Source organism: Streptomyces bacillaris (genome assembly GCF_003268675.1).
Lineage (GTDB): Bacteria > Actinomycetota > Actinomycetes > Streptomycetales > Streptomycetaceae > Streptomyces > Streptomyces bacillaris.
The window spans coordinates 2,853,717-2,875,396 of record NZ_CP029378.1 but is presented as its reverse complement, the minus strand read 5'-3'; the positions used below and the strand labels follow the sequence as shown (position 1 = coordinate 2,875,396).

The window sequence follows — 21,680 nt, the reverse complement described above, 5'->3', positions numbered from 1 at the left end:
CGGCTGCCCGTCACCCGGCCTGCGCGCCGCCTCCCTGGCGTACCCGGTCGAGGATGTCCCGGTGCAGGGCCTCCAGACCGGCGGGGGGCAGCGGGACGGGGCTGCCGGTGAGGACGTACCACTCCTCCGCGCCCGTGTACTGGACGGCGATGTCGGCGCGCCCGTCGGGCCGCAGGGTGGTGGAGACCGTCAGCTCACCGGTGACGACGCCCACCTCGTCGGTCATCGCCCCGCCGCGCCCCGCCTCGACGTCGTCCACGAACTGCTGGGTCTTGGCCGGGTCGGGTCCGTTCATGAGGTGCTTTCCGTTCACGAGAGTTACGGGTTCACGAGTAGCGGGCCCGTGGATACGGGTCCCACGGATACGGGCCTCACGGGACACGGGCGCATGAGCCTCGGCTTCACGAATCCCAGGTGCACGAGTCCCGGTTTCGCGGGCCCCGGCTCCACGCGCCCCGGCTTCAGGAGCCGCAGGTGTCCAGCATCTCGGTGAGTGTCTCCTTCTCCGTCTCCGTCACCGAGAGTTCGTACGAGGCCTTCACCGACACCCAAGCACGGGAGTAGGTGCACCAGTACGCCTTGGACGGCGGCTGCCACTCGTCCGGCCCCTGGTCGCCCTTGGAACGGTTCGTCGCCGCCGACACCGCCAGCAGCTGAGGCCGCGTCAGGTCGTTGGCGAACTCCTTGCGCTTCTCCTGCGTCCACGTCCTGGCCCCGGAGCGCCAGGCGTTGGCGAGCGGCACCATGTGGTCGATGTCCAGGTCGCGGGCCTCGGTGAAGGCCTTGTCGTCGTAGACGCTGGTCCACTTCCCGGAGACCGCCCGGCACTGGTCGTCCCGCTCGACGTCGGTGCCGTCCCGCTCCAGCACGGTCTCCCGCGTGTCGCAGGACTCGCCCTGCGACGCCCAGTGGGGGAACTTCGCCCGGCTGTAGCCGGACATCGAACCGTGCTTGGCCACCGTCAGCCCGGCCAGCTCCGTCCGAGCCTGCTCCGCGGTGGGTATGCCCGGCAGGGCCGGGTCGTCGGCCGCCGTACCGCCACCGCCGCCGGCCCCGGTGGACGCCGAGGCCGAGGCGGACGGCTTCCCGTCCGCGGGCTCGGGCTGCGTCGCGTCCTCGATCGCCGCGCATCCGGCCAGCGCGAACACGGCCCCGACCGCCAGCCCTCGCCGCCACCAGCTCTGTCGCCTCGTCATGACCTGGCCCACCCCATGCAGTTCGCCGCCGATTCCTTCTGGCGGAGCAGCCTATCGGCTCGCCCGCCGCCGTCCGGTTCCTTCCGGTTTCCGTCCGTCGGACCGGATGCACCGTGAAAGAATGCGCACCGCCAGGCAGTTTCGAGTGGAGGAGACGGATTCCGGATGTTCGATGCTCTGAAGGGTCTGAAGGACAAGGCCGAGACCCTTGCCGAGGCTCACGGGGACAAGATCTCCGACGGGCTGGAGAAGGCGGGCGACTTCATCGACAGCAAGACCGACGGCAAGCACAGCGACAAGATCGACACCGCCGTCGACAAGGCCCAGGAGTACGTCCAGGGCCTCGGCGAGAAGAAGGACTGACAGCGGAGCACCCCTGGGCACGCCGGAGCGCCCCCCGTCTTACGCGAGGGGCGGACGGCCGCGGGCGGTCTTCTGCCGCGTGCCAGGTCACGGCCGTGGGTGCGGAGCGACCGCACCGCCGATCGGTGTCGCGGCTCAGGCGTCGGCGAGGAGCGGATCGTACGGGGCGTTCGTGCGACGGCCCGACATGAAGGAGAGGAAGTCGCCCACGAAGGCGCTGCGGCCGTAGGCGCCGTCGCTGGTGGTGAGGTCGCGGTGGAAGGCGGTGCGGAAGAGGGTGCGGTACTCGTCGGCGTCGATGGCGCCGCTGCCGTCCTTGTCGGTGGCGTCGAAGAGGACCTCGGCGACGCGGATGAGTGCGGGCCCCGCCAGGGAGGGGACCCCGACGGCGTACTCCTCGGCGCTGACGCGGCCGTCGCCGTCCGAGTCGAGGGCTGACTGGAGTTCGCGCCACCAGGCGGCGAAGGCCTCGTAGAGCCGGGTCTCCTCGGGTTCGTCGAGGTCGAGGCGGGTGGCCAGTTCGCGCGCCATGGCGGCGAGGTCGGGCCAGTCGAGGTAGCCGTCGCCCGTCTGGTCCAGCACCTGGTGGAAGAAGGCCCTCGCCGGGCGCCTGTCCTCTCCCGCGGCCGACGCCTGGGCCGGACCGGCGTGGTCGTCCACCGGCGTCAGGAGGCGGACCAGGGCCGCGGCCCGCTTGATGCGAGTGCGCAGCGCGGCCACGGTGCGGGCGCGGGGGTCGTCGCTGTCGGGCCGGAGCGAGAGGGTCTCGATGATGGCTTCGGCGTTGATCCAGCCCGCGGGCAGGAACCGGGCGAGTCCGGCCGTGAGGTAGGCACCCTGCATGAGGGCCGGGGCGCCGGGCACCTCGGGCAGCCCGGCCTTGCGCCGGTAGGCGTCCGGGAGCGAGGCGACGGTGATGGTCCCGAGAAGCGGGCCGACAACGGCCCGGCCGGCGGCCCACAGTGTCGGAGCGCCTTCGAGCAGGGCGGGGGCGGGCAGGTGGTCGAAGAGCCGGTAGAGGATGACGCGGGCCGCTTCGGTGTTCTCCAACTCGTCCTGGACCATCCGGTCGTAGTACCGCCAGAAGTCGTTCAGCCCTTCCGGCAGCGCCCCGGCGTCGCCGTCGAGCGCGGAGAGGAACGCGCGGTACTCGGCGTACAGGCGCTCCATCGTGTCCTGGTCGAGCGGCTGGCCGCTGAGCCGGCACATGGTGACGGCGCTCTCGAAGAGGGTGGCGACCACCCACGCGCGGGCGCCGCGGTCCATGGCGTCGTAGCCCCGGCCCCGGGAGTCGGAGCCGCTCATGCGGGTGTGCAGCCGGTTGAGCCGGGCGGCCTCCCGCTCGCGTACCGCCGGGTCGGTGTCGAACATGCGCCGCATGCTGAGGAAGGTGTTGCGCAGCCGACGCCAGGGGTGCGTGGTGAAGGTGGAGTTGTCGGCGAGCGCCGCGCCGATCTGCGGGTGGGCGGCTTCCAGCACGGTGGCCCGGACGATGGCCAGCGCCCAGCGTGGGTCGTCGAAGAAGGCGCAGAACTGCGATTCCGTCTCGATCAGGGGCGCTTGGCCGGTCGTCTTCGTGGTTCCGGTCGTCATGACGGATCTCCGTTCGTCCGGGGCGGCAGGCCGCCGAAGCGGCGGTCACGGCCGTGATAGGTGTGCAGGCAGGCCAGGAACTCGGGAGCCCGGAAGTCGGGCCAGAGAACCTCGGGGAAGACCCACTCGGCGTACGCCACCTGCCAGAGCATGAAGTTGGAGATGCGCTGTTCCCCGGAGGTACGGATGACGAGGTCCACGTCGGGAGTGTCGGGGAACGGCAGATGATCCGCGAAGCGCCGTTCGGTCACCTCGTCGGCGGGCGTCCCGCTGCGGATGAGCGACTGTGCGGCCTCGACGATGTCCCGGCGTCCTCCGTGGTCGAAGGCGATCGTCAGCGTCATCCCCCGGTTGCCGGCGGTCAGCGTGGCCAGGTCGTCGAAGTCCTGGACCAACTCCCTGGGCAGGCGCGGGTCCGTCGCCCCGAGGAAGCGGCAGCGGATACCGCGGGCGAGCAGGAGCGGCGCGTGCTTGCGCACCGCCCGGCGGACCAGGCGCATGAGGTAGTCCACTTCGGCGCCGGGGCGGTTCCAGTTCTCGGTGGAGAAGGCGTACAGGCTGAGCCATTCGACGCCGCAGCCGCGGGCCGCCTCGATGATGTCGATCACCGTGGTCTCCGCGGCTCGATGGCCCGCCGTGCGGGGAAGCGACCGCATCTGCGCCCAACGGCCGTTGCCGTCCATCACACAGGCCACGTGCCGCGGGACCGCGCCCTCCGCCCCGTCACACCGCCGCTCCCCGTCGCCGGACCGGCGCCCGCCCGGCAGGCCTCCGGCGCTCACGCCGCCCGCATACCGGGCATCCGAGTTCCCCACACCGAGCCCCCTCGCTCTCCCCCCCGGCGGGACGGCCGGCCCGCCGCGCTCGGTCCGCCCACCCCGTACCGGCCCTCGCGCGCCTCGGCCGGGGCGCCGCCTTGAAAGAAGACTGACGGCAGGGGAGGCTCCCGACCGGGCAAACAGGAGGTCGTCACCCTTGGTTCGCCTGTCTGATTCCCCTCGCGGTCGACCGCTGCCTCCGGTGGTCGGGGTGCGGTCGGTGCGTCCCCGGGTGATCAGCTCACCGGCCGGTCCCTTCCTGCGGATGCTGGGACGCGCGAGAGGGCGACTGCCGCGGGCTGTCGGCGGGCGCACTCGGTGTCCGGCGACGGCGGTCAGCGCAGAAGGCGATGCCGGTCGAGAAGGGCGCCCTGGCGGAGGCGTAGCTCGTGGAGGACATACCCGTCCGACCTCTGCCCGGTCCCGTCCCCTCCGGTGTGCCTGTCGCGCGACGACGCCTCGATGGCCATCACGTCGCCCAGGGGGACGCGTGTGGTGCGTCCCCCGGGGGCGAGGGTTCAGTTCCGGAACGTGATCTCCAGCATCTCCCCGTCGAAGGCGAGCCGGGGGAACAGGGCCGACGCGGTCAGGCGGCGACCGACCGGCAGTTCGTCACTCCGTCGGACTGCTTCATGGCCGCAGTGTGGGCCAGGACGAGCGACCGCGCCATGAGGCGTTCCCTCCCGGCGCCGGGGGGGGCGACCGGTCGCGCGACGCAGAACCGGCTGTGGGGCGGGGTGCGGGCCGCGGCACGGCGCCGGTTCGCGGCGCGGGCGGGAGAGGCGGGAGGAGGAGCGACGACCGGGGCCGCCACCCCCCACAGGAGAGGCCCCGGCCGTCTTCCACGGGGTCGCAGCACGACCCCGTACTCATCTCAGCGCCGCGGCTGCGTTTTCTGTCACACCGCACCGAGGGCCGCGAATTGTTGCGAGTTGTACAAGTCATGGACGTGACCCCTGCCGACCACGTAGCGTGCTGAGTCGCGCAGAGTGGCGCGGCAGTGGTGACCAGCTGCGATTTGGACAGCAGGGCGGGTTGAGGGAGTGCTGGGGGACGACGCGGAGCTGACCGCCGCGGTGCTCGCGGCACAGGACGGGGACGAGGACGCTTTCCGTGCTGTGTACCGCGCTGTGCAGCCACGGCTGTTGGGTTACATACGGACGCTGGTGGGGGAGCCGGACGCCGAGGACGTGGCGTCCGAGGCCTGGCTCCAGATAGCGCGCGACCTCGACCGGTTCAGCGGGGACGCCGACCGGTTCCGGGGGTGGGCGGCCCGGATCGCCCGCAACCGCTCGCTCGACCACCTGCGGATGCGCAGCCGCCGCCCAGCGATCGGCGGCGACGAGACCGAGCTGACCGGCCGGCCCGCCGAGTCCGACACCGCCGGGGACGCCATGGAGGCGCTCGACACCGACCGCACGATGTCCCTCATCGCCCAGCTCCCGCAGGACCAGGCCGAGGCCGTCGTCCTGCGCGTGGTCGTCGGGCTGGACGCCAAGAGCGCCGCCCAGACCCTCGGCAAGCGCCCCGGCGCCGTACGGACCGCCGCCCACCGCGGCCTCAAGCGCCTCGCCGAACTCCTCGGGGAGCACCAGCCCGACGCGCCCCGCCCCGCCGCCGTACCGCCCGCGCCCGCCGGGGGGTTTCCCGCCGCGTCCGGTGGCCGTTCCGGCGCCCGCACCCGTAGCGGGCCCGCGTCCAGCGGTGAGGCCCTGACCGGTGGTGGGTCCGGCCTCGCGGGTGGTTCCGACGCGGGTGGCCTGGCCTCGGCGCAGGGGGCCGGGAGCGACGCAGGTCAGGGTGGGGTCGGTGGTGCGGAACTCGGTGCCGTACCCTCTCAGCGCCCCGGTAGGGGCGGTCCGGCGGCGCCGGCCGGGGTCACTCCCGGTGTGACGCATTCGCGACCGTGGACGCAGAGGGACATGTGATGGCCGACGAGCAGTACGAGTGGCTCGACAAGGACGCGGCGGAGAAACTGCTCCGCGGCGAACCGGTCGTACCCGTCGGCGACCAGGCCCGCGACGACGCTCTCCGGCTCGCCGAAGCACTCGGTGCGGCCCGTGCCGCCCGCCGTGCCCCGGCCGGTGAACTCCCCGGCGAGGACGCCGTGCTCACCGCCTTCCGGCAGGCCACCCGGTCCGGCCGGGACCGGCTCGCCGGGCGGAGCGCGGGCCCCGCCCTCCCCGGACAGCCCGGAACCCTGCACTCCGTCCACATCGGTGCCGCCCCCGCCGCCCCGCCCCGCCGCCCGCGCTGGAGCCGCCCGGTCCGCTTCGGTCTGGCCGTCTCGCTCGCGGGGTGCGCGCTCGGCGGTGTGGCCGTCGCCGCCGGTACGGGGGTCCTCCCGGGCCCCTTCGGCGGCCAGGACTCACCCGCGCCCGCCTCCTCCGTGTCGGCGGCGACCCCCGAACCGCTGGTCTCCGGACTGCCCGCCGACGACCCGACCACCGTGCCCGAACCGTCCCCGCCCGACGACCCCGATCCGGTCTCCCCGCCCGAGAGCCGGCAGCCCGGCACGCCGGAGGAGGCCGAGCGGCCGGAGACCGGAGGCATCGACGCGGAGGCGGACGGCGGCGACCGTACGGGTGACCGGAACCGGCCCGGTGGGTCCGTCGGTCCGGGCGCGTCCGGCGGCGCCGATGCGTCGGGCGGCTCCGGCGGCCCCGGCGGGTCGGGCCGCGAGAACGCCACCAAGGACCCGACCGGCCGCGACGAGCGCCCCGGCGGTTCCGGCGGCCACGACCAGGGCGGCACCTGGTACGAGAAGTCCGTCAAGGCCTGCAAGGCCTTCCGCGCCGGCACCCTCGACGAGCGGAGCCGACGGCAGTTGGTCCAGCTGGCCAAGGGCGAGGAGAACCTGGAGCGCTTCTGCGACCGGCTCCTCGACGGGACCGGTTCCGGCGGCCCCGGAAACGGAAGCGGCGGCGGTGACGGCGACGGGCCCGGTGACGGCGACGGCGGCTCCCTGCCTCCCGTCTCCTTCGAGCCCGCCCCGCCCCGCGCGGACAGCGAGCGCCGGGCCGGCGTCGGCGTGCGCGCGGAGGCGGAGGCGGTGGCTCCGATGAGGTCGGCCGCGCCTGCCCCGACCGCCCTGCTCACCCGCTGACCTGGGCTTTCCTTCCCCGACGTGTCGGTTTCCCGCGCCCGTACGCATGCGCTTCCGCTCGCGTACGGGCGCGCTTCCCGTTCCCGTACGGAGACCTCCCGCATAGAGCGTTCACTTGAGGTGTGACGTTTTTCGAGGGCCGGGCGCAGTACAGAGTGAGCCGACTGGTCATCGGCAGCGCGACGAGCCGGGGTTCCCCCCGTACCTTCGGCTCAGCGCATCGGCGCGGGCGGGACACGTTCCCCCGGTCCCGCCCGCGCCCTCTCACTCCGCAGGCACGTCTCGGGCCCGCCGCGCGCCCCTCACCAGTAGATGACGACCTTGTCGCCGTTCTTCACCTGGTCGAAGAGAGCCGCGACCTTCTTCCTGTCCCGGACGTTCACGCAGCCGTGTGAGGCCCCGGCATAGCCGTTGGACGCGAAGTCGGCGGAGTAGTGCACCGCCTGGCCGCCGCTGAAGAAGAGGGCGTACGGCATCGGGGTGTCGTACAGCGTCGACACATGGTCCCGGGACTTCCAGAACACCTTGAACTCGCCCTCCCGCGTGGGCGTGTACTCCGAGCCGAAGCGCACGTCCATCGCCGAGACCACCCGGCCGTCGATCATCCACGCCAGCGTCCGGCTCTTCTTGCTGATGCAGAGCACCCGGCCGGTCAGACACCGCTCGTCCGGCTTCGCCACCGGCCGCTCGGTCGGCGGGTCCAGCTCGTCGGCCGTCGGCGTACGGGTCATGGCCCGCAGCTTCTGCCAGGTGGCCGCGTCCGTCTCGCCGGTCCCCTCCGTCCCCCGCTTGACCTGGAAGGACCGGACGGCCTCGGCGGTGACCGTGCCGTAGTAGCCGGTGGGGTTCCGCCCGAAGTGTCCGATCTGCCGCAGTCGCGCCTGCAACTCCCGTACCCGGGGCCCCTCGGAGCCCGTCCGCATCAGAACCTCGGGCTGCGGAGAGGCCGTGCTCGGGCGGGGTGCGGGGGAGGGCGACGCGACCGGCGGGGCGGTGGGCGGCTCGGTGGGCGTGGGCGTCGGCGTGGGTGTGGGGGTGGGTGTGGGGGTGGTGTCGTCGGCCTTTCCGTCTTCGGTGGGGGAGGGGGCGGCGGGGCCGTCGTGGCGGTGGTGGCGGGTGCCGGTGCCGTCGGCTGCTTGAGCGCGTCGGCGGCCGGGTCCTGCGGCCCGCACCCCGCGGCCAGGGCGGCTATCGCGAGCACCCCGGCCGCGGTGGCGGTCGCCGTACGCCTGCCGCGTGACGGGCCGCCGTGCCGGTGCCCCTGGACGGAGGGGGCGCTGCCGTACGGGCCGTTGCTGTACGGGCCGTTGCCGTAAGGATCGCCGTCGCCCCCGTTCCCGTACGCGTCGCTCTCCACGCCGACGTTGCCCATGTTCCTGCGCGCCATCCCCGCCATCCCCACCCATCCCCCGTGCTCGTGTCCGGTCCGTCCGGTGCCTCACCGGCGCTCCCCTGACGGATGCCCGTCCGGCCCGGTGGTCGAATCCTGCGCACGACGGTAGTGGCGCCAGGTCACAGCAGGACGGCCGAAAGGTCACGGCGAGACGGCTGGGCACGGCGGCGTACGGGTGTGCGAAACTCCGTCCATGCTGGGTGTCACCGACCTTCCGACCTACCTCGCGGGCCTGCTGCTGATCGTTCTCCTGCCGGGCCCGAACTCGCTGTACGTGCTCTCCGTCGCGGCGCGACGCGGCGTACGCACCGGCTACAGAGCCGCCGCGGGCGTATGGACCGGCGACACCGTCCTGATGACGCTCGCCGCGCTCGGCGCGGCCTCGCTGCTCCAGACCACGCCCCTGCTGTTCGCCATCGTCAAGTACGCGGGCGCGGGCTATCTGACCTGGCTGGCGATCGGCATGCTGCGCGCGGCGGTGTCCCTGTGGCGCGAACGGCACCGGCGGACCGCCGAACTGGCGGAGGCGGCCGAGGCGTCCGGGGCGGGGCCGACGGAGAACCCCTACCGGCGGGCGCTGGTGGTCAGCCTGATCAACCCGAAGGCGATCCTGTTCCTGATCTCGTTCTTCGTACAGTTCGTCGACCCCGGCTACGCCTACCCGGCCCTGTCGTTCCTGGTGCTGGGCACGTTGCTCCAGCTCGCCAGCTTCCTCTACCTCTCCACGCTGATCTTCGGCGGCACCCGCCTGGCCGCCGCCTTCCGCCGCCGCAAGCGCCTCTCGGCGGGGGCGACCTCGGCGGCGGGCGTGCTCTTCCTGGGGTTCGCGGCGAAGCTCTCGCTCAGCAGCGTGTAGGAGGCAGGAGGCAGGAGGCAGGAGTACGGGGAAGGGTGACTCGACTCCGCGCGCGAGCAGGCCCGTCGGCGGTCCGAGGGCGACTGCCGGGGCGGCGGGGTGGGCGCCGCCCCGGCAGTACGGGTCAGTCCTCGGACGGCCGGGGCAGGGAGCCGACCGTGAACCGGGGCGTGGTCCGGGCACCGCTCGTGGCGGCGGACCGGGCGAAGCCCTGCTGGACCTGGTAGACGCGGGTCTGGTTGTCGGCGGTGCGGAAGACGTACGCCCAGGTCGGGCCGGAGCTGTTGGTGTACGCGAAGGTGGTCGGCGCGGTGGCGGAGGCCTCGAACGACGCCTGCTGCCATGCCCGCCAGGAGCCGCTGCCCTGGACGGTCTCACCGGTGTTGTGGACGTAGCCGTCGGTGCCGCGCGCGGTGATCTCGGTGAGGCCGGTGAGCGGGGAGATGACGGCGCTCGGCGCGCCGTCGGCGTTCAGGCCGCCGACCGTGTCCCAGCCGCCGAAGGCCCCGTTCTCCGTGGTCTGGGCCGTCGTGACGACGTGGCCCTGGCCGTCGTTGGCGAAGACCCGGATGCGGTAGCCGGGGTAGACGACGACCGAGGGCGCGTCGCTGACGTTCTGGGCGCCGAGGCCGCTCCATGAGGTGAGGGTGCCGCTCTCGGTGAACCGGGCGGTGGAGAGCGTGCCGCCGGTGGTGGTGGCGAAGAGCTGGATGCCGTCGCGGACGGTGACGGCCTGGAGCGGGCCGGCCAGACCGGTCCCGCTCAGCCGCATCCACCCCATGAAGTCGACGTTGGGCCGCTGCTGGATGCGGTACCAGGGCGAGCCGTCGGCGGCGACGGCGAACTGGACGAGCAGGCCGCCTGGGGTCTTCGCGGTGACCGGGCGGTGGGCCATCGCGCCCGCCAGGTCGACCCAGTTGTTCCAGTCGGCACCGGCCTTGGCGGTCTGCGTACGCTGCCAGATGCTGCCGGAGGTGTTCTGCGCGGTGATGACGACCCGGCCGTCACTGTGCTCGGTCAACGTGGGGCGGCCGGTGAAGGCCTCGTTGCCGGAGACGGTGGCCCACTGCACCCCGTTGAAGTCGGAGGGGTCCGTCATCCGGCCGTGCACCAGGCGGCCGATGTTGTCCGTGTAGGCGAACTCCAGCGATCCGGTGGAGGACTGGACCGCCGTGGTGGAGCTGTAGCTCTCCAGCGGTGCGGCGGGGGAGGGCGGGGTGGGGTTGGCGGTGAGACGGCAGGCGTCCGGTGCTCCGGAGACGTTCGTGTAGTTCTGCCAGCCGCTCGCGGCCACCGTCTTCTTGTAGACGGTGAAGTCCCGGATGTTCTCGTCGAAGCGGTAGTAGTGGGCGGCGCCCGAGGCGGTCACGCCGACCAGGGTGTCTCCGCCGATCGACGTGATCCCCTTGGTGTACTGGCGCCAGTCGGCGAGGCTCTCGACGACATGGCGCTCCAGCCACCGCTGGCTGGTGAAGTCGTAGCGCGAGCGGTAGAGCCGGCCGTCGGTGGCGTCGCGGCCGTAGACCACCCCCGCGTCGGCCGCGACGATGAGGTCGTAGCGCTGCCAGCCCTGGTCGATGATCTTCCCGCTGTCGCCGGTCCACTTCTCGGTGGCGAGGTCGTACTTGTGGGCGCGGAGCTGGCCCTCGCTGTTGAGCACCCAGAGCCGGTCGCCCCGGTCGACCGTGATCCGGTTGCGGCTCGCCGCACCCGCCAGCCAGCCGAAGTCCGGGCTGATCTTCTTGTGGTGGATGTCCCAGGTGCCGGAGGTCCGCCGGCTCAGATACAGGCCGTCGGACTTGATGCCGTAGAAGCGGGCACTCTGGCCGGCCAGCACCCGGCCGTAGCCGTTCCACCCGGTGTCGATGGTCCCCGGCGTGCCAAGGGTGCCGCCGCTCACGGGAGTCGGCATGTCGGTGCGGAGCAGCTTGCCCGCCGTGTCCACCGCGTACATCGGACCCGAGGGGTGCAGGTGGCGGTCTCCGCCGCGTGCGCCGTACCCGGAAGGCCCACGAGCAGCGGGACGACGGTGGCCGCCGCCGTCAGTGCGCCGGCCCAACGCGCCTTCCGTCGTGTCGAGATGAGAGTCATGGAGTCGGACGCTAGGCGAGCTTCGGTGAACGGTGCGGTAGCCGCCGGGTGAATAGGTGTCACCTGCAACCAAAGGGCACATGAACAGTTCGTGCCCGCCTCGACACGCCTTCCCCACGCCCCACAACATCAACTGGTCCGTTCGAAGACGCACTTGGGGGGTCCATGCCCGCGTACCGAGGAATTGCGCGCCGTCTGCTGATGCGCCGTGCGGTACGCGGCATCTGGGGCAAGGCCGTCGGCCTGGCCCTGGTCGTGGCGCTCGCCGTCGGCTCGCTGGCCCTCGCCGCCACCGGCTTCCCGCTGCTGCCGGAGCGGCCCGCCGCCGCCGAGGGGCCGGACCAGCGGTGGGGGAGCGCCGAAGGGCTCGGCCACTTCGCGGGCGGCCCCGCCAACACCCGGCCGCCCACGTCGCTGCGCGCCACCTACCCGACCGGCGCCCCGAAGGCCGCCGCCCGGCCCTCCGGCCCGCCCAACACCGCCGAGGTGAGCGATCCGCCCGCGCCGCGCGTCACCGGATTCGACGCCGCGACCAGTGCGGAGATCGTCGCCGAACGGGACGCCCTCAGCCGCACCTACGCCAACCAGGACGGCACCCGCACCACGGAGATATCCACCACTCCCATCAACTACCTGAACGAAAAAGGCAGTTGGCAGCACATCGATACCACGCTCACCGACGCCGAGCCGGACGGGAGCGCACCGGCCGGCCGCCGCGCCGGAAACAGCGAAGGCTGGACCACCACCGCGGACTCCGTCGCCCTGACCCTGGCGCCCCGCGCCGACAGCCCCCGACTCGCCCTGCTCACCCTCCCGTCCGGCGCCTCCTTCGGCTACCGGCTCGACGGTGCCGCCGCCGCACCGGGCAACGCCCAGGGGAACCGGGTCAGTTACGAGAACGTCCTGCCGGACACCGACCTCTGGCTCGACGCCCAGGCGGGCGGCGTCAAGGAGACCCTGGTCCTGCGCTCCGCCGACGCACCCGCCGACTTCTCCTTCCCGCTCACCCTGAACGGCCTGACCGCCACCGAGCGGGACGGCGGAATCGTCCTCACCGACGGCGACGGCGAGACCGCCGCCGTCATCCCGGCCGGGTTCATGACGGACGCCCGGGGCGTCATCTCGTACGGCGTCCGCTACCGCCTGGCCGAAGACCGCGACGGCGGGCGGACGCTCCACATCAGCGCCGACCGCGACTGGCTCACCGACCCGGCCCGCGCCTTCCCCGTCCAGCTCGACCCCTCGGTCGACACCGGCACGGCCTCCACCTCCATGTACGTCAGGGACGGCGGCCCCTCCGTGGTCGGCTCCGGCGAACTCCACACCGGCCGGGGCCCCAGTGGCGCGACCCACTCCTACCTTGGCTTCCCCGGCCTGGACGAACGGCTGCGCCACCACCGCATCTTCGGCGCCCAGCTCCAACTGGTGAACTTCGACGCCGCCTCCTGCAAACCCCGCCCGGTCGCCGTCCACCCCGTCACCCAGTCCTGGACCGCCGGGACCGGCACCTCCTACCCCGGCCCCTCGGTCGGCGCTGCCCTCGCGACGAAGTCGTTCGCGTACGGGCACGTCGCCTTCGGCCAGTCCGCCTCCGCCTGCCCGCCGGCCGGGGAACTCTTCAACCTTGGCAAGGGCGGCCGCGACCTGGTCCAGCGCTGGGTCGACGGGACCCAGCCCAACCACGGGCTCTCCCTGCGCGCCTCGGCCACCGATCCGCTCGCCTTCAAGAAGTTCACCGGCCACGCCACCGCCAACCCGCCGAAGCTGTACGTCACCCACTCCCCGTACAGCGCCACCTACGCCTTCCCCAAGCCCGTCCCCGACCCGCCGGTGCTCCAGAACCAGGCCGGGAAGGTCAAGGTCACCGTCACCAACACCGGTGCCGAGACCTGGACCCCGAGCGGCTACTACCTCGCGTACCGCGCCTACGACGCCAAGGGCAAGCTCGTCACCCAGCAGCGGTCCGCCAACCTCACCGGGAACGTGGCGCGCGGCGGGAAGGCGACGCTGGACGCCACCATCAAGGCGCTGCCCCCTGGGGCGTACCTGCTCGACTTCACCATGGTGCGCACCGGCGGCAAGGTCTTCACCGACGAACAGGTGCCGCCCGGCCGGCTCACCCTCCAGGTCTTCGACATCGCCCCGGTGATCAAGGAGCAGTTCCCGCCCAACGGCTACCAGGCACAGACCCTCACGCCCCAGCTCTGGGCGAGCGGCGTCGACATCGACGCACCGCCGGGCTCCGTCCTCCAGTACAAGTACGAGATCTGCGAGGCCGACAAGGACGGCAAGCCGACCGCCTGCACCACCTCCGCCTACCAGACCGCCTCCGCCTACCCGGTCCCCGCCGGCCGGCTGAAGTGGGGCACCACCTACCTGTGGCGCGGCTTCGTCAAGGACGCCTCCAACGAGGTGCCCACCGCCCAGATCGCCCTGGTCGCGGCGGTGCCGCAGCCGGAGATCACCTCCCGGCTCTCCGCCACCCCGGGCAAGGAGTTCGACCCGAACGTCGGCAACTTCACCTCGGCGGCCGTCGACGCAACGATCACCTCCGTCGGCCCCGACCTCGGCCTCGTCCGCACCTACAACAGCCTCGACCCGCGGCGGGACCTCGCCTTCGGGGCCGGCTGGTCGACCCGCTACGACATGCGACTCACCCCGGACGACGACGGCACCGGCAACGTCGTCATCCGCTACCCCGACGGCCAGGACGTCCGCTTCGGCAAGAACCCCGACGGGAGCTTCGCCCCGCCGCCCGGCCGGTTCGCCAAGCTGACTCTCGACACGGCGGCGGGCACCTACCGCCTCCAGGACAAGTCCGGCACCCTCTACGAGTTCTCCACCGGCGGGCTGCTCGCCCGGATCACCGACGCCTCCTCCAACGTGGTCTCCTACACCTGGTCCGGCGGGAAGATCCAGCGTGCCGTCCACGCCCGTAGCGGCCGCTCGCTCACCTTCACCTGGACCGGCGCCCACGTCACCTCCGTCTCGACCAACCCGGTCGACGGGGCCCCGCTCACCTGGACGTACACCTACACGGGCGATGTGCTCGACCAGGTCTGCGACCCCACCGGCGGCTGCACCCGCTACGCGTACACGTCCGGCAGCCACTACGCCAGTACGGTGCTCGACGCGCGGCCCGCCTCCTACTGGAAGCTCGGCGAGAGCGAGGGCACGGCGGCCGGGAGCGCCGTCGAGGCCAACCTCGGCAAGGACCGGGGCACCGCCACCGACATCACCCTCGGGGCGGCGGGCGCCATCACCGGCGACCCGGGCACCGCCGCCGGGTTCAACGGCTCCACCTCGCGCATCACCCTGCCCTCCGGCACCCTCAAGAAGAGCCGCGACCTGGCGGTCGAGGTGTGGTTCAAGACGCCTGCCACCGGCGTCGGCGGCCCGCTCGTCGGCTACCAGGACAAGGCCTGGGGCACGGCCCCCGGGGTCGGCGTCCCCGCCCTCTACGTGGGCACCGACGGCAAACTGCGCGGCCAGTTCTGGACCGGGACCGCCGCCCCGATCACCGACACCACCAAGAACGTCAACGACGGCAAGTGGCACCACGCCGTGCTGTCCGTCTCCGGCTCCACCCAGAGCCTCTACCTGGACGGGAAGCTCTCCGGCACCCTCACCGGCAAGCAGCTCACCGCGGGCGACCTCACCCACAACCAGATCGGCGCCGCCCGCGTCTCCGCCCCCGCCTCCTGGCCCGGCTGGGGCTCCACCGCCGCCCGCTCCTTCGCCGGCACCATCGACGACGTCGCCGTCTACCACCACCCGCTGGGCGCCACCGCCGTCGCCGCCCACCACCGCGAGGGCACCCGGGCGGCCGACCTCCTGACCCGGACCACGCTGCCCTCCGGCCGGACCGCCTCCGAGGTCGCCTACGACACCGCCCGCGACCGGGTCCGCGAGTACACCGACCGCAACGGCGGCACCTGGAAGATCGGCACGCCCGCGGTCTTCGGCGGTGACGACGACCTGCGGCGCACGGTCGAGGTCCACGACCCGGTCGACTCCCCGTACTTCTACGAGTACGACGGCCTCACCTCGCGGATGCTCCGCTACGGCGAACCGATGGCCCTCGGCGCCCGCGACTCCCGCCCCGCGCCCTCGCCCACCGGCACCGACCCGCCCGGGCAGATCTGCACCGAACCCGACCCGGGAGACCCGGCCTTCTGCACCAACCCGCCCGGTGACGGCGGCAGCGAACCCGACTTCATCCGGCACCCCGCCGACGGCGTCGCCATCCGTCTCTTCACCTACGACGACAACGGCTACCAGACCGGCATCACCAGCGAGAACGGCGACCAGGTCACCCTCGGCTACGACGACCGGGGCAATGTCGTACGGCGTACCACCTGCCGGGCCAAGGGCGACTGCCAGACCGCCCACACCCAGTACCCGATCCCGGCCGGGGACCTGGACCTGCGGGCCGACCAGCCCTCCGCCACCCTCGACGGCCGCTCCTCGGGACCGACGGACACCCGCTTCCGCACCCGCTACGAGTACGACGCCCGGGGGCTGCTGACCCTCCAGACGGCGGCGGACGGCGGCACGGTCCGCAACACGTACACCACCGGCGCCGAGCCCGCGATCGGCGGCGGCAACACCCCCACCGGGCTGCCGCTGACCTCCACCGACCCGCGCGGCAAGGTCACCCGCTACCAGTACTTCTCCTCCGGCGACCTGGCGCAGATCACCGAACCGTCGGGGCTCGTCACGAAGTTCACGTACGACGCGCTGGGCCGCAAGCTCACCGAGACCGAGGTCTCGGACGCCAACCCCGCGGGCGCCACCGTCACCCTGGCCTACGACAAGCTGTCCCGGGTCGTCTCCACCACCGAACCCGCCACCACCAACGCCGTCACCCTGGCCCGCCACCAGCAGCGGACCGTCACCGCGTACGACGCCGACGGCAACACCGTGCGCACCGAGGTCGGTGACGTGCTGGGCGGCGACGAGCCGCGCACCATGACCTTCGAGGCCGACGACCACGGCCGCCCCGCGAAGGCGGTCGACGCCGAGGGCAACGAGACCTCCTACGGCTACGACTCCCTCGGCAACCGGACGTCGATGGTCGACGCCAACGGCAACCACTTCCAGTACGTCTACACCGCCCGCAACATGATGGCCGAGGTCCGGCTGCGGGACTGGGACGACGACGGCGGCGACCCCGAGTACACCGTCCTGCAGTCCTACGCCTACGACCCGGGCGGCCGGGTCGCCCGCAACACCGACGCCATGGGTCGGACCGTCCTCTACGACTACTACGGCGACGACCTGGTCAAGTCCCTGACGCTCAAGGACTTCCGCAACCCCGACGGCACCCGACGGGACATCGTGGTCGAGGCCAACACCTACGACGGCGCCGGGAACATCCTCACCGAGAAGGCCTACAACGGCAGCGTCGTCACCGAGTACACCTACGACGCCGTGGGCCGTACGCAGTCGGAGGTGACCGACCCCGGGGGCCTCGCCCGCCGGACCACCTTCACCTACGACCTCGCGGGCAACGTCACCACCACCGCCTCCAGCGGCTCGCCCTCCAACGTGCCCTGGCCGGTGAGCGCCACCCCCGAGACCGTCCGCTACGTCTACGACCAGGCGGGCAACGTCGAGCAGGAGACCGTCGAGAACGGCACCGAGGGCCGCACCACCCGCTACACCTACGACCAGCGCGGCCTGGTCACCTCCCGTACCGACGCGGGCGGCCACCGCACCGACTACGGCTACGACGAGACCGGCCGCCCCCTCTCGGTCACCGCGCCCCCGGTCGAGACGGAGTCCGCGGGCGGGGCCGCCACCACCACCCGCCCCACCACCTACACCGGCTACGACACCTTCGGCGCGGTCACCGAATCCGTCGACGCGCTCGGCAACACCAACCGCACCACCTACGACCGGCTGGGCCGCGCCGTCTCCGCCACCGCCCCGCCTATCGGGCCCCCGGCTCCACGGAAACGGTCACCCCGACCACCGGCCGCACCTACGACGCCCTGGGCAACGTGCTCACCGTGACCGACCCGCTCGGCCGGACCACGGAGTTCACCTACGACCGGCAGAACCGCCTCCTGGCCAAGGACGTGCCCGTCGGCGACGGCGACGCGCGGGCCAGGTGGGCCTACACCTACACCCGTACCGGCGAACTCCTCACCGTCACCGACCCCACCGGCGCCCGCGCCGAGAGCACCTACGACGACCTCGACCGCCCCGTCACCACCACCCGCATCGAACGCAGGCCGCAGCCCGGCGCGTTCACCACCCGCAACGAGTACGACGACGCCGGGAACATCGTCCGGCAGACCGCGCCCGGCGGCGGGGTGAGCCTCTACAGCTACGACAAGCTGGGCCAGCTCCTCCGGATGACCGACCCGGCCGGTGTGGTCAGCCAGTTCGGCTACGACCTGAGCGGCCGCGAGGTCCGCGCCACCGACGGCATGGGCCGCACCTCCGCCAAGCTGTACGACGCGCTCGGCCAGCTGCGGCAGGACTCCGACCTGGACGCGGCCAACAGCCCGCTGCGCAAGGTCGACTACGGCTACGACACCGCCGGGAACCTGACCTCCGCCACCGACCCCCGGGGCCGCACCACCCGGTACGCCTACGACGCGCTCGGCCGGCTGAGGAGCCAGACCGAACCCGTCTCCGCCACCGAGTCGATCACCACCTCGTTCGGCTACGACGCCCTGGGCAACCGCACGCGCTACACCGACGGACGCGGCAACAGCACCGTCTACACGGTCAACACCCTCGGCCTGCCCGAAGCGGTGATCGAACCCGCCACCGCCCGCCACCCGGAGCCCGGGGACCGCACCTGGACCACCGCGTACGACGCCCTGGGCCAGCCGGTCAAGGTGACCGCACCGGGCGGTGTGGTCCGTGAACGCGCCTACGACCGGGCCGGGCTGCTGACCCGCGAGAGCGGCAGCGGCACCGGGGCCACCACCCCGGAGAAGACCTTCGGCTACGACACCGTCGGCCGCCTCACCCGGGCCTCCACGCCCGACGGCGACAACACCTACGCCTACGACGACCGGGGTTCGCTGATCTCGGCGGCCGGGCCGTCCGGCGAGGCCTCGTACACGTACGACAGCGACGGCCAGCTCATCTCGCGCACCGACGCGGCGGGCACGGCGAACTTCGGCTACGCGCGCCGCCAGCTCGTCTCCGCCACGGACCCGCTCACGGGCGGGGCCCAGACCTACCGCTACGACGGGTCCGGGGCCATCAAGGAGATCGGCTACGGGGCGGGCCAGTCACGCTCGTTCGCGTACGACGCGCTCGGCCGGCTCGACACGGACACGATCAGCAGCAGCACCGGCTCCACCGTCGCTTCCGTCGACTACGGCTACGACGCCGACGACCACCTGACCTCCAAGAAGACCACCGGCACCGCGAAGGCCGGGGAGAACACCTACGGCTACGACGACGCGGGCCGCCTCACCTCCTGGACCGCCGACGGCACCACCACCGAGTACCGCTGGGACAGGAGCGGCAACCGCACGGGCAACGGCGAGAAGACGGCCGCGTACGACGAACGCAACCGGCTGCTCTCCGACGGCGACTACACCTACAGCCACACCGCGCGCGGCACCCTGGCCACCCGCACCAGCTCCGGGCTGACCGAGGAGTTCACCTTCGACGCCTTCGACCGGCTGACGAAGGCGGGCGAGTCCGGCACCACGTACACCTACGACGCACTGGACCGGGTCGCGTCCCGCAACGGCGCGGACTTCTCGTACGCCGGTCTCGCACCGGACCCGGTCAAGGACAACAACTCCACCTACGGCCGGGGCGCCTCCGACGAACTGCTCTCCGTCGCCGAGGGGACCGGCGGTGCGCAGCTGACGGTCACCGACAAGCACGGGGACGTGGTCGGGGACCTGTCGGCGACCGACGGAGCGGCGACCCGGCTGACGGGCTCCGCGGCCTTCGACCCGTTCGGACAGCGCTCCGAGGCCACCGGGTCGGAGCCCGGCACCGCGGGCAACTCCGGCTTCCAGGGCGACTGGACCGACCCCGACACCGGCCAGGTGAACATGGGGGCGCGCTGGTACGACCCGGCCACCGGGGTCTTCGACTCCAGGGACGCCTACACCTACGCCTCCGGGGCCTCGATCCTCGCCAACCGCTACACCTACGGAGCCGGGTCCCCGCTGGACTACTCCGACCCGGACGGGAACTGGCCGAGCTGCATCTTCTGCAAGAAGACCGTGAGCAAGGCCCTGAACAAGATCAAGCAGAACAAGTACGTCCGGGCGGCCGTCAAGACCGCCAAGTACGTCTACAAGGCGGTCTCGTACGTCGTCCGCCACCCCGTCTCCGCGCTCAAGAAGGCGGTCAAGTTCACCGGCAAGGTGGTCGGCCACATCGCGCGCAAGTCGGGGCTCACCCAGATCTGGAACGCCGGTGTACGGGCGGTGAAGAGCCTCGGCCGCTCCACCGGGGTCACCGAATGGGCCCGGCAGAAGGCGGCGGAGGCCCGGAAGAAGTACCACGAGGTACGGGTGCAGATCACCCGAAAGGCCAGAGCGGCCGTCGACTTCGTGGCCAAGCACAACCCGGTGCCCGCCATCATGGCCGCCGCCAAACCCCTGCTGGTGGTGGCCGTGGCGGTCGTCACGGCCGATCCCAACCTCCCGGCGATCCTCGTCGGCGTCGCCAACAACGTGATCGCGGACGTGGCGAAAGCGGCGGACGACATCCGGGCGGCGGTGGTCGCGGACATCGGCGCGGTCGTCGAGACGGTCCGGGACGCGGTGGACTGGGGCGCGGTCTGGGACGGGGTGAAGACCGTCGGCAACGTCGTCGGTGAGGTCACCGGCTTCAACGACATCCGTGACTGCGTCACCACGGGCGACATGGAGGCCTGCGCCTGGGCCGTCGCCACGGTGGCGGGACTGGCCCTCGGCGGCGCGGGCGCGGGTGTGGTCCGCGCGGCGAAGGCGGGCCGGATGGCGACGAAGGCCGCCAGGTACGGCGAGAAGATCGAGAAGGCGAGCGACACCGTCGACCGGGTCGAGACCGCCGTCGAGTGCACCCGGCTCGCCTCGGACCTCGCGGGCAACAGCTTCCTCGCCGGCACCGAGGTCGTGATGGCCGACGGCACCCGGCAACCGATCGAGAAGGTGAGGACGGGCGACGAGGTACGGGCCACCGACCCGACGACCGGAAAGACCTCCACCCAGGAGGTCACCGCCACGATCACGGGCCAGGGCCTCAAGCAGCTGGTCCGCCTCACCCTCGACACCGACGGCGACCGCGGCGACGCCACGGAATCCCTGACGGCGACGGCCGGCCACCCGTTCTGGGTCGCGTCCCTGAAGACGTGGCAGACCGCCGACGAACTGGAACCGGGCCAGTGGCTGGAGACCGGCTCGGGCACCCGCGTCCAGATCGAAGCGGTCACGGCGTGGACGCAGCGGGCGGCGGTGTACAACCTGACCGTCGACACGGCGCATACGTACTATGTCGCGGCGGGGGCCAAGCCGGTCCTGGTGCACAACTGCTCGGTCAGCCCGCACCAACTGGAGCGGACGGAGCAGCTCGGCGGAGCCGACAGCCGGGCACGCGTCGACCGTATCGCCGGCAGCATGGCCACGGACGGCTGGGTGGGTGAGCCGATCGAAGTCTTTGAGCACCTGAACCGGCGGTATGTGATCAACGGGCATCATCGGGTCGCGGCGGCGAAGAAGGCGGGAATCGACGTTTCCTATCGCTCCCTCACCCTTGATGAAGTCAAGGCCTACAAGTACAGGACGGCTGATGAGGTGGTCTGGTCCTCCCTGGAGGTCGGCCCGGACTTCCCCGAGGAGCGGAGAGGGCGGAGACGACGATGACCCGGTCGAGTGGAGCCGCTGCCTGTGTGCGTTCCTTCCTGCGCTCCCGCGAGGGCGTCATGCGAGCGCTGGCGGTCGCCTACCCGCCGTTCGACACGCTGGAGAACGTCTTGGCGGCGGTCCGCGCAGGTGAGCTGGAGCGACGCGGGCGCACGGATTCCGGATACTCCTACGCGGTCCACGGACGTGGCTGCCGGATGACCGGACCCGGTGGCGCCGAGGTCGATATGGACCTGCTCCTGGACGGGGCGGAGGCTTTCGACGCCTGGCGGTTGGCGGCCTTCGCCCGCAGTGTCGGCATGAGCCCCGTGCCTCCCGACGACGACCTCGATGGGGCCTGCCGCGAGCTGGTGGCAGAGGGATTGCTCGTGGAGCCGGAGACAGGGTGGTTCCGGCTCCACGACTGACGGGTACCAGCGGCTGTC

Annotated in this window: 13 protein-coding genes; 7 read left to right on the top strand and 6 right to left on the bottom strand. The window is 72.3% G+C overall.

Annotation, left to right across the window (positions count from 1 at the left end; translation table 11 throughout):
* Positions 1 to 10 precede the first annotated feature (10 nt).
* The gene (locus DJ476_RS11870) at positions 11 to 295 is read right to left on the bottom strand and encodes a hypothetical protein (RefSeq protein WP_103416649.1); all 285 of its coding nucleotides are present in this window, start codon (positions 293 to 295) and stop codon (positions 11 to 13) included.
* Between the two features lie 166 nt (positions 296 to 461).
* Positions 462 to 1,196, bottom strand: a complete 735-nt coding sequence (locus DJ476_RS11865; protein ID WP_103416694.1) for an HNH endonuclease family protein — start codon at positions 1,194 to 1,196, stop codon at positions 462 to 464.
* A gap of 165 nt (positions 1,197 to 1,361) precedes the next feature.
* On the opposite strand from DJ476_RS11865, the gene DJ476_RS11860 reads away from it, so the two are divergent.
* Positions 1,362 to 1,559: an antitoxin gene (locus DJ476_RS11860; protein ID WP_053559688.1), complete on the top strand. Its 198-nt coding sequence runs from the start codon at positions 1,362 to 1,364 to the stop codon at positions 1,557 to 1,559.
* A 135-nt stretch (positions 1,560 to 1,694) separates the two neighbouring features.
* Here the strand turns inward: DJ476_RS11860 and DJ476_RS11855 are convergent, their stop codons facing one another.
* On the bottom strand, positions 1,695 to 3,152 hold the full coding sequence (locus tag DJ476_RS11855; RefSeq protein ID WP_112490475.1) for an oxygenase MpaB family protein: 1,458 nt from the start codon (positions 3,150 to 3,152) through the stop codon (positions 1,695 to 1,697).
* Positions 3,149 to 3,919, bottom strand: coding sequence for a polyprenyl diphosphate synthase (gene uppS, locus DJ476_RS11850; protein ID WP_103416693.1), 771 nt, complete (start codon positions 3,917 to 3,919; stop codon positions 3,149 to 3,151). Before uppS ends, DJ476_RS11855 begins: the two co-directional genes overlap by 4 nt.
* Positions 3,920 to 5,013: 1,094 nt before the next feature.
* Between uppS and DJ476_RS11845 the strand changes: the two genes are divergently transcribed.
* Both DJ476_RS11845 and DJ476_RS11840 read left to right on the top strand, forming a co-directional pair.
* Entirely contained in the window at positions 5,014 to 5,898 is an 885-nt protein-coding gene (locus DJ476_RS11845) for an RNA polymerase sigma factor (protein WP_112490474.1), read from the top strand.
* Positions 5,898 to 7,076, top strand: a complete 1,179-nt coding sequence (locus DJ476_RS11840) for a hypothetical protein (RefSeq protein WP_112490473.1) — start codon at positions 5,898 to 5,900, stop codon at positions 7,074 to 7,076. The genes DJ476_RS11845 and DJ476_RS11840 overlap by 1 nt, the downstream gene beginning before the upstream one ends.
* 302 nt (positions 7,077 to 7,378) lie before the next feature.
* On the opposite strand, the gene DJ476_RS11835 is transcribed toward DJ476_RS11840, so the two are convergent.
* Complete coding sequence (locus DJ476_RS11835; protein WP_404827489.1) at positions 7,379 to 8,248, bottom strand: L,D-transpeptidase family protein; 870 nt, start codon at positions 8,246 to 8,248, stop codon at positions 7,379 to 7,381.
* A gap of 414 nt (positions 8,249 to 8,662) precedes the next feature.
* Between DJ476_RS11835 and leuE the strand changes: the two genes are divergently transcribed.
* Positions 8,663 to 9,325: a leucine efflux protein LeuE gene (gene leuE / locus DJ476_RS11830; protein ID WP_112490472.1), complete on the top strand. Its 663-nt coding sequence runs from the start codon at positions 8,663 to 8,665 to the stop codon at positions 9,323 to 9,325.
* Between the two features lie 124 nt (positions 9,326 to 9,449).
* On the opposite strand, the gene DJ476_RS11825 is transcribed toward leuE, so the two are convergent.
* Positions 9,450 to 11,270: a tachylectin-related carbohydrate-binding protein gene (locus DJ476_RS11825; RefSeq protein ID WP_318294599.1), complete on the bottom strand. Its 1,821-nt coding sequence runs from the start codon at positions 11,268 to 11,270 to the stop codon at positions 9,450 to 9,452.
* Positions 11,271 to 11,617: 347 nt separating this feature from the next.
* Here DJ476_RS11825 and DJ476_RS11820 point away from each other — a divergent pair, with 347 nt between their 5' ends.
* The 3 genes from DJ476_RS11820 to DJ476_RS11810 are packed head-to-tail and all read left to right on the top strand — an operon-like array spanning position 11,618 to position 21,662.
* Complete coding sequence (locus tag DJ476_RS11820; RefSeq protein WP_112490471.1) at positions 11,618 to 17,434, top strand: LamG-like jellyroll fold domain-containing protein; 5,817 nt, start codon at positions 11,618 to 11,620, stop codon at positions 17,432 to 17,434.
* Positions 17,431 to 21,255, top strand: coding sequence for a polymorphic toxin-type HINT domain-containing protein (locus DJ476_RS11815; protein WP_162638680.1), 3,825 nt, complete (start codon positions 17,431 to 17,433; stop codon positions 21,253 to 21,255). The genes DJ476_RS11820 and DJ476_RS11815 overlap by 4 nt, the downstream gene beginning before the upstream one ends.
* Positions 21,256 to 21,281: 26 nt before the next feature.
* Positions 21,282 to 21,662: a DUF6896 domain-containing protein gene (locus DJ476_RS11810; protein WP_103416643.1), complete on the top strand. Its 381-nt coding sequence runs from the start codon at positions 21,282 to 21,284 to the stop codon at positions 21,660 to 21,662.
* Positions 21,663 to 21,680 lie beyond the last annotated feature (18 nt).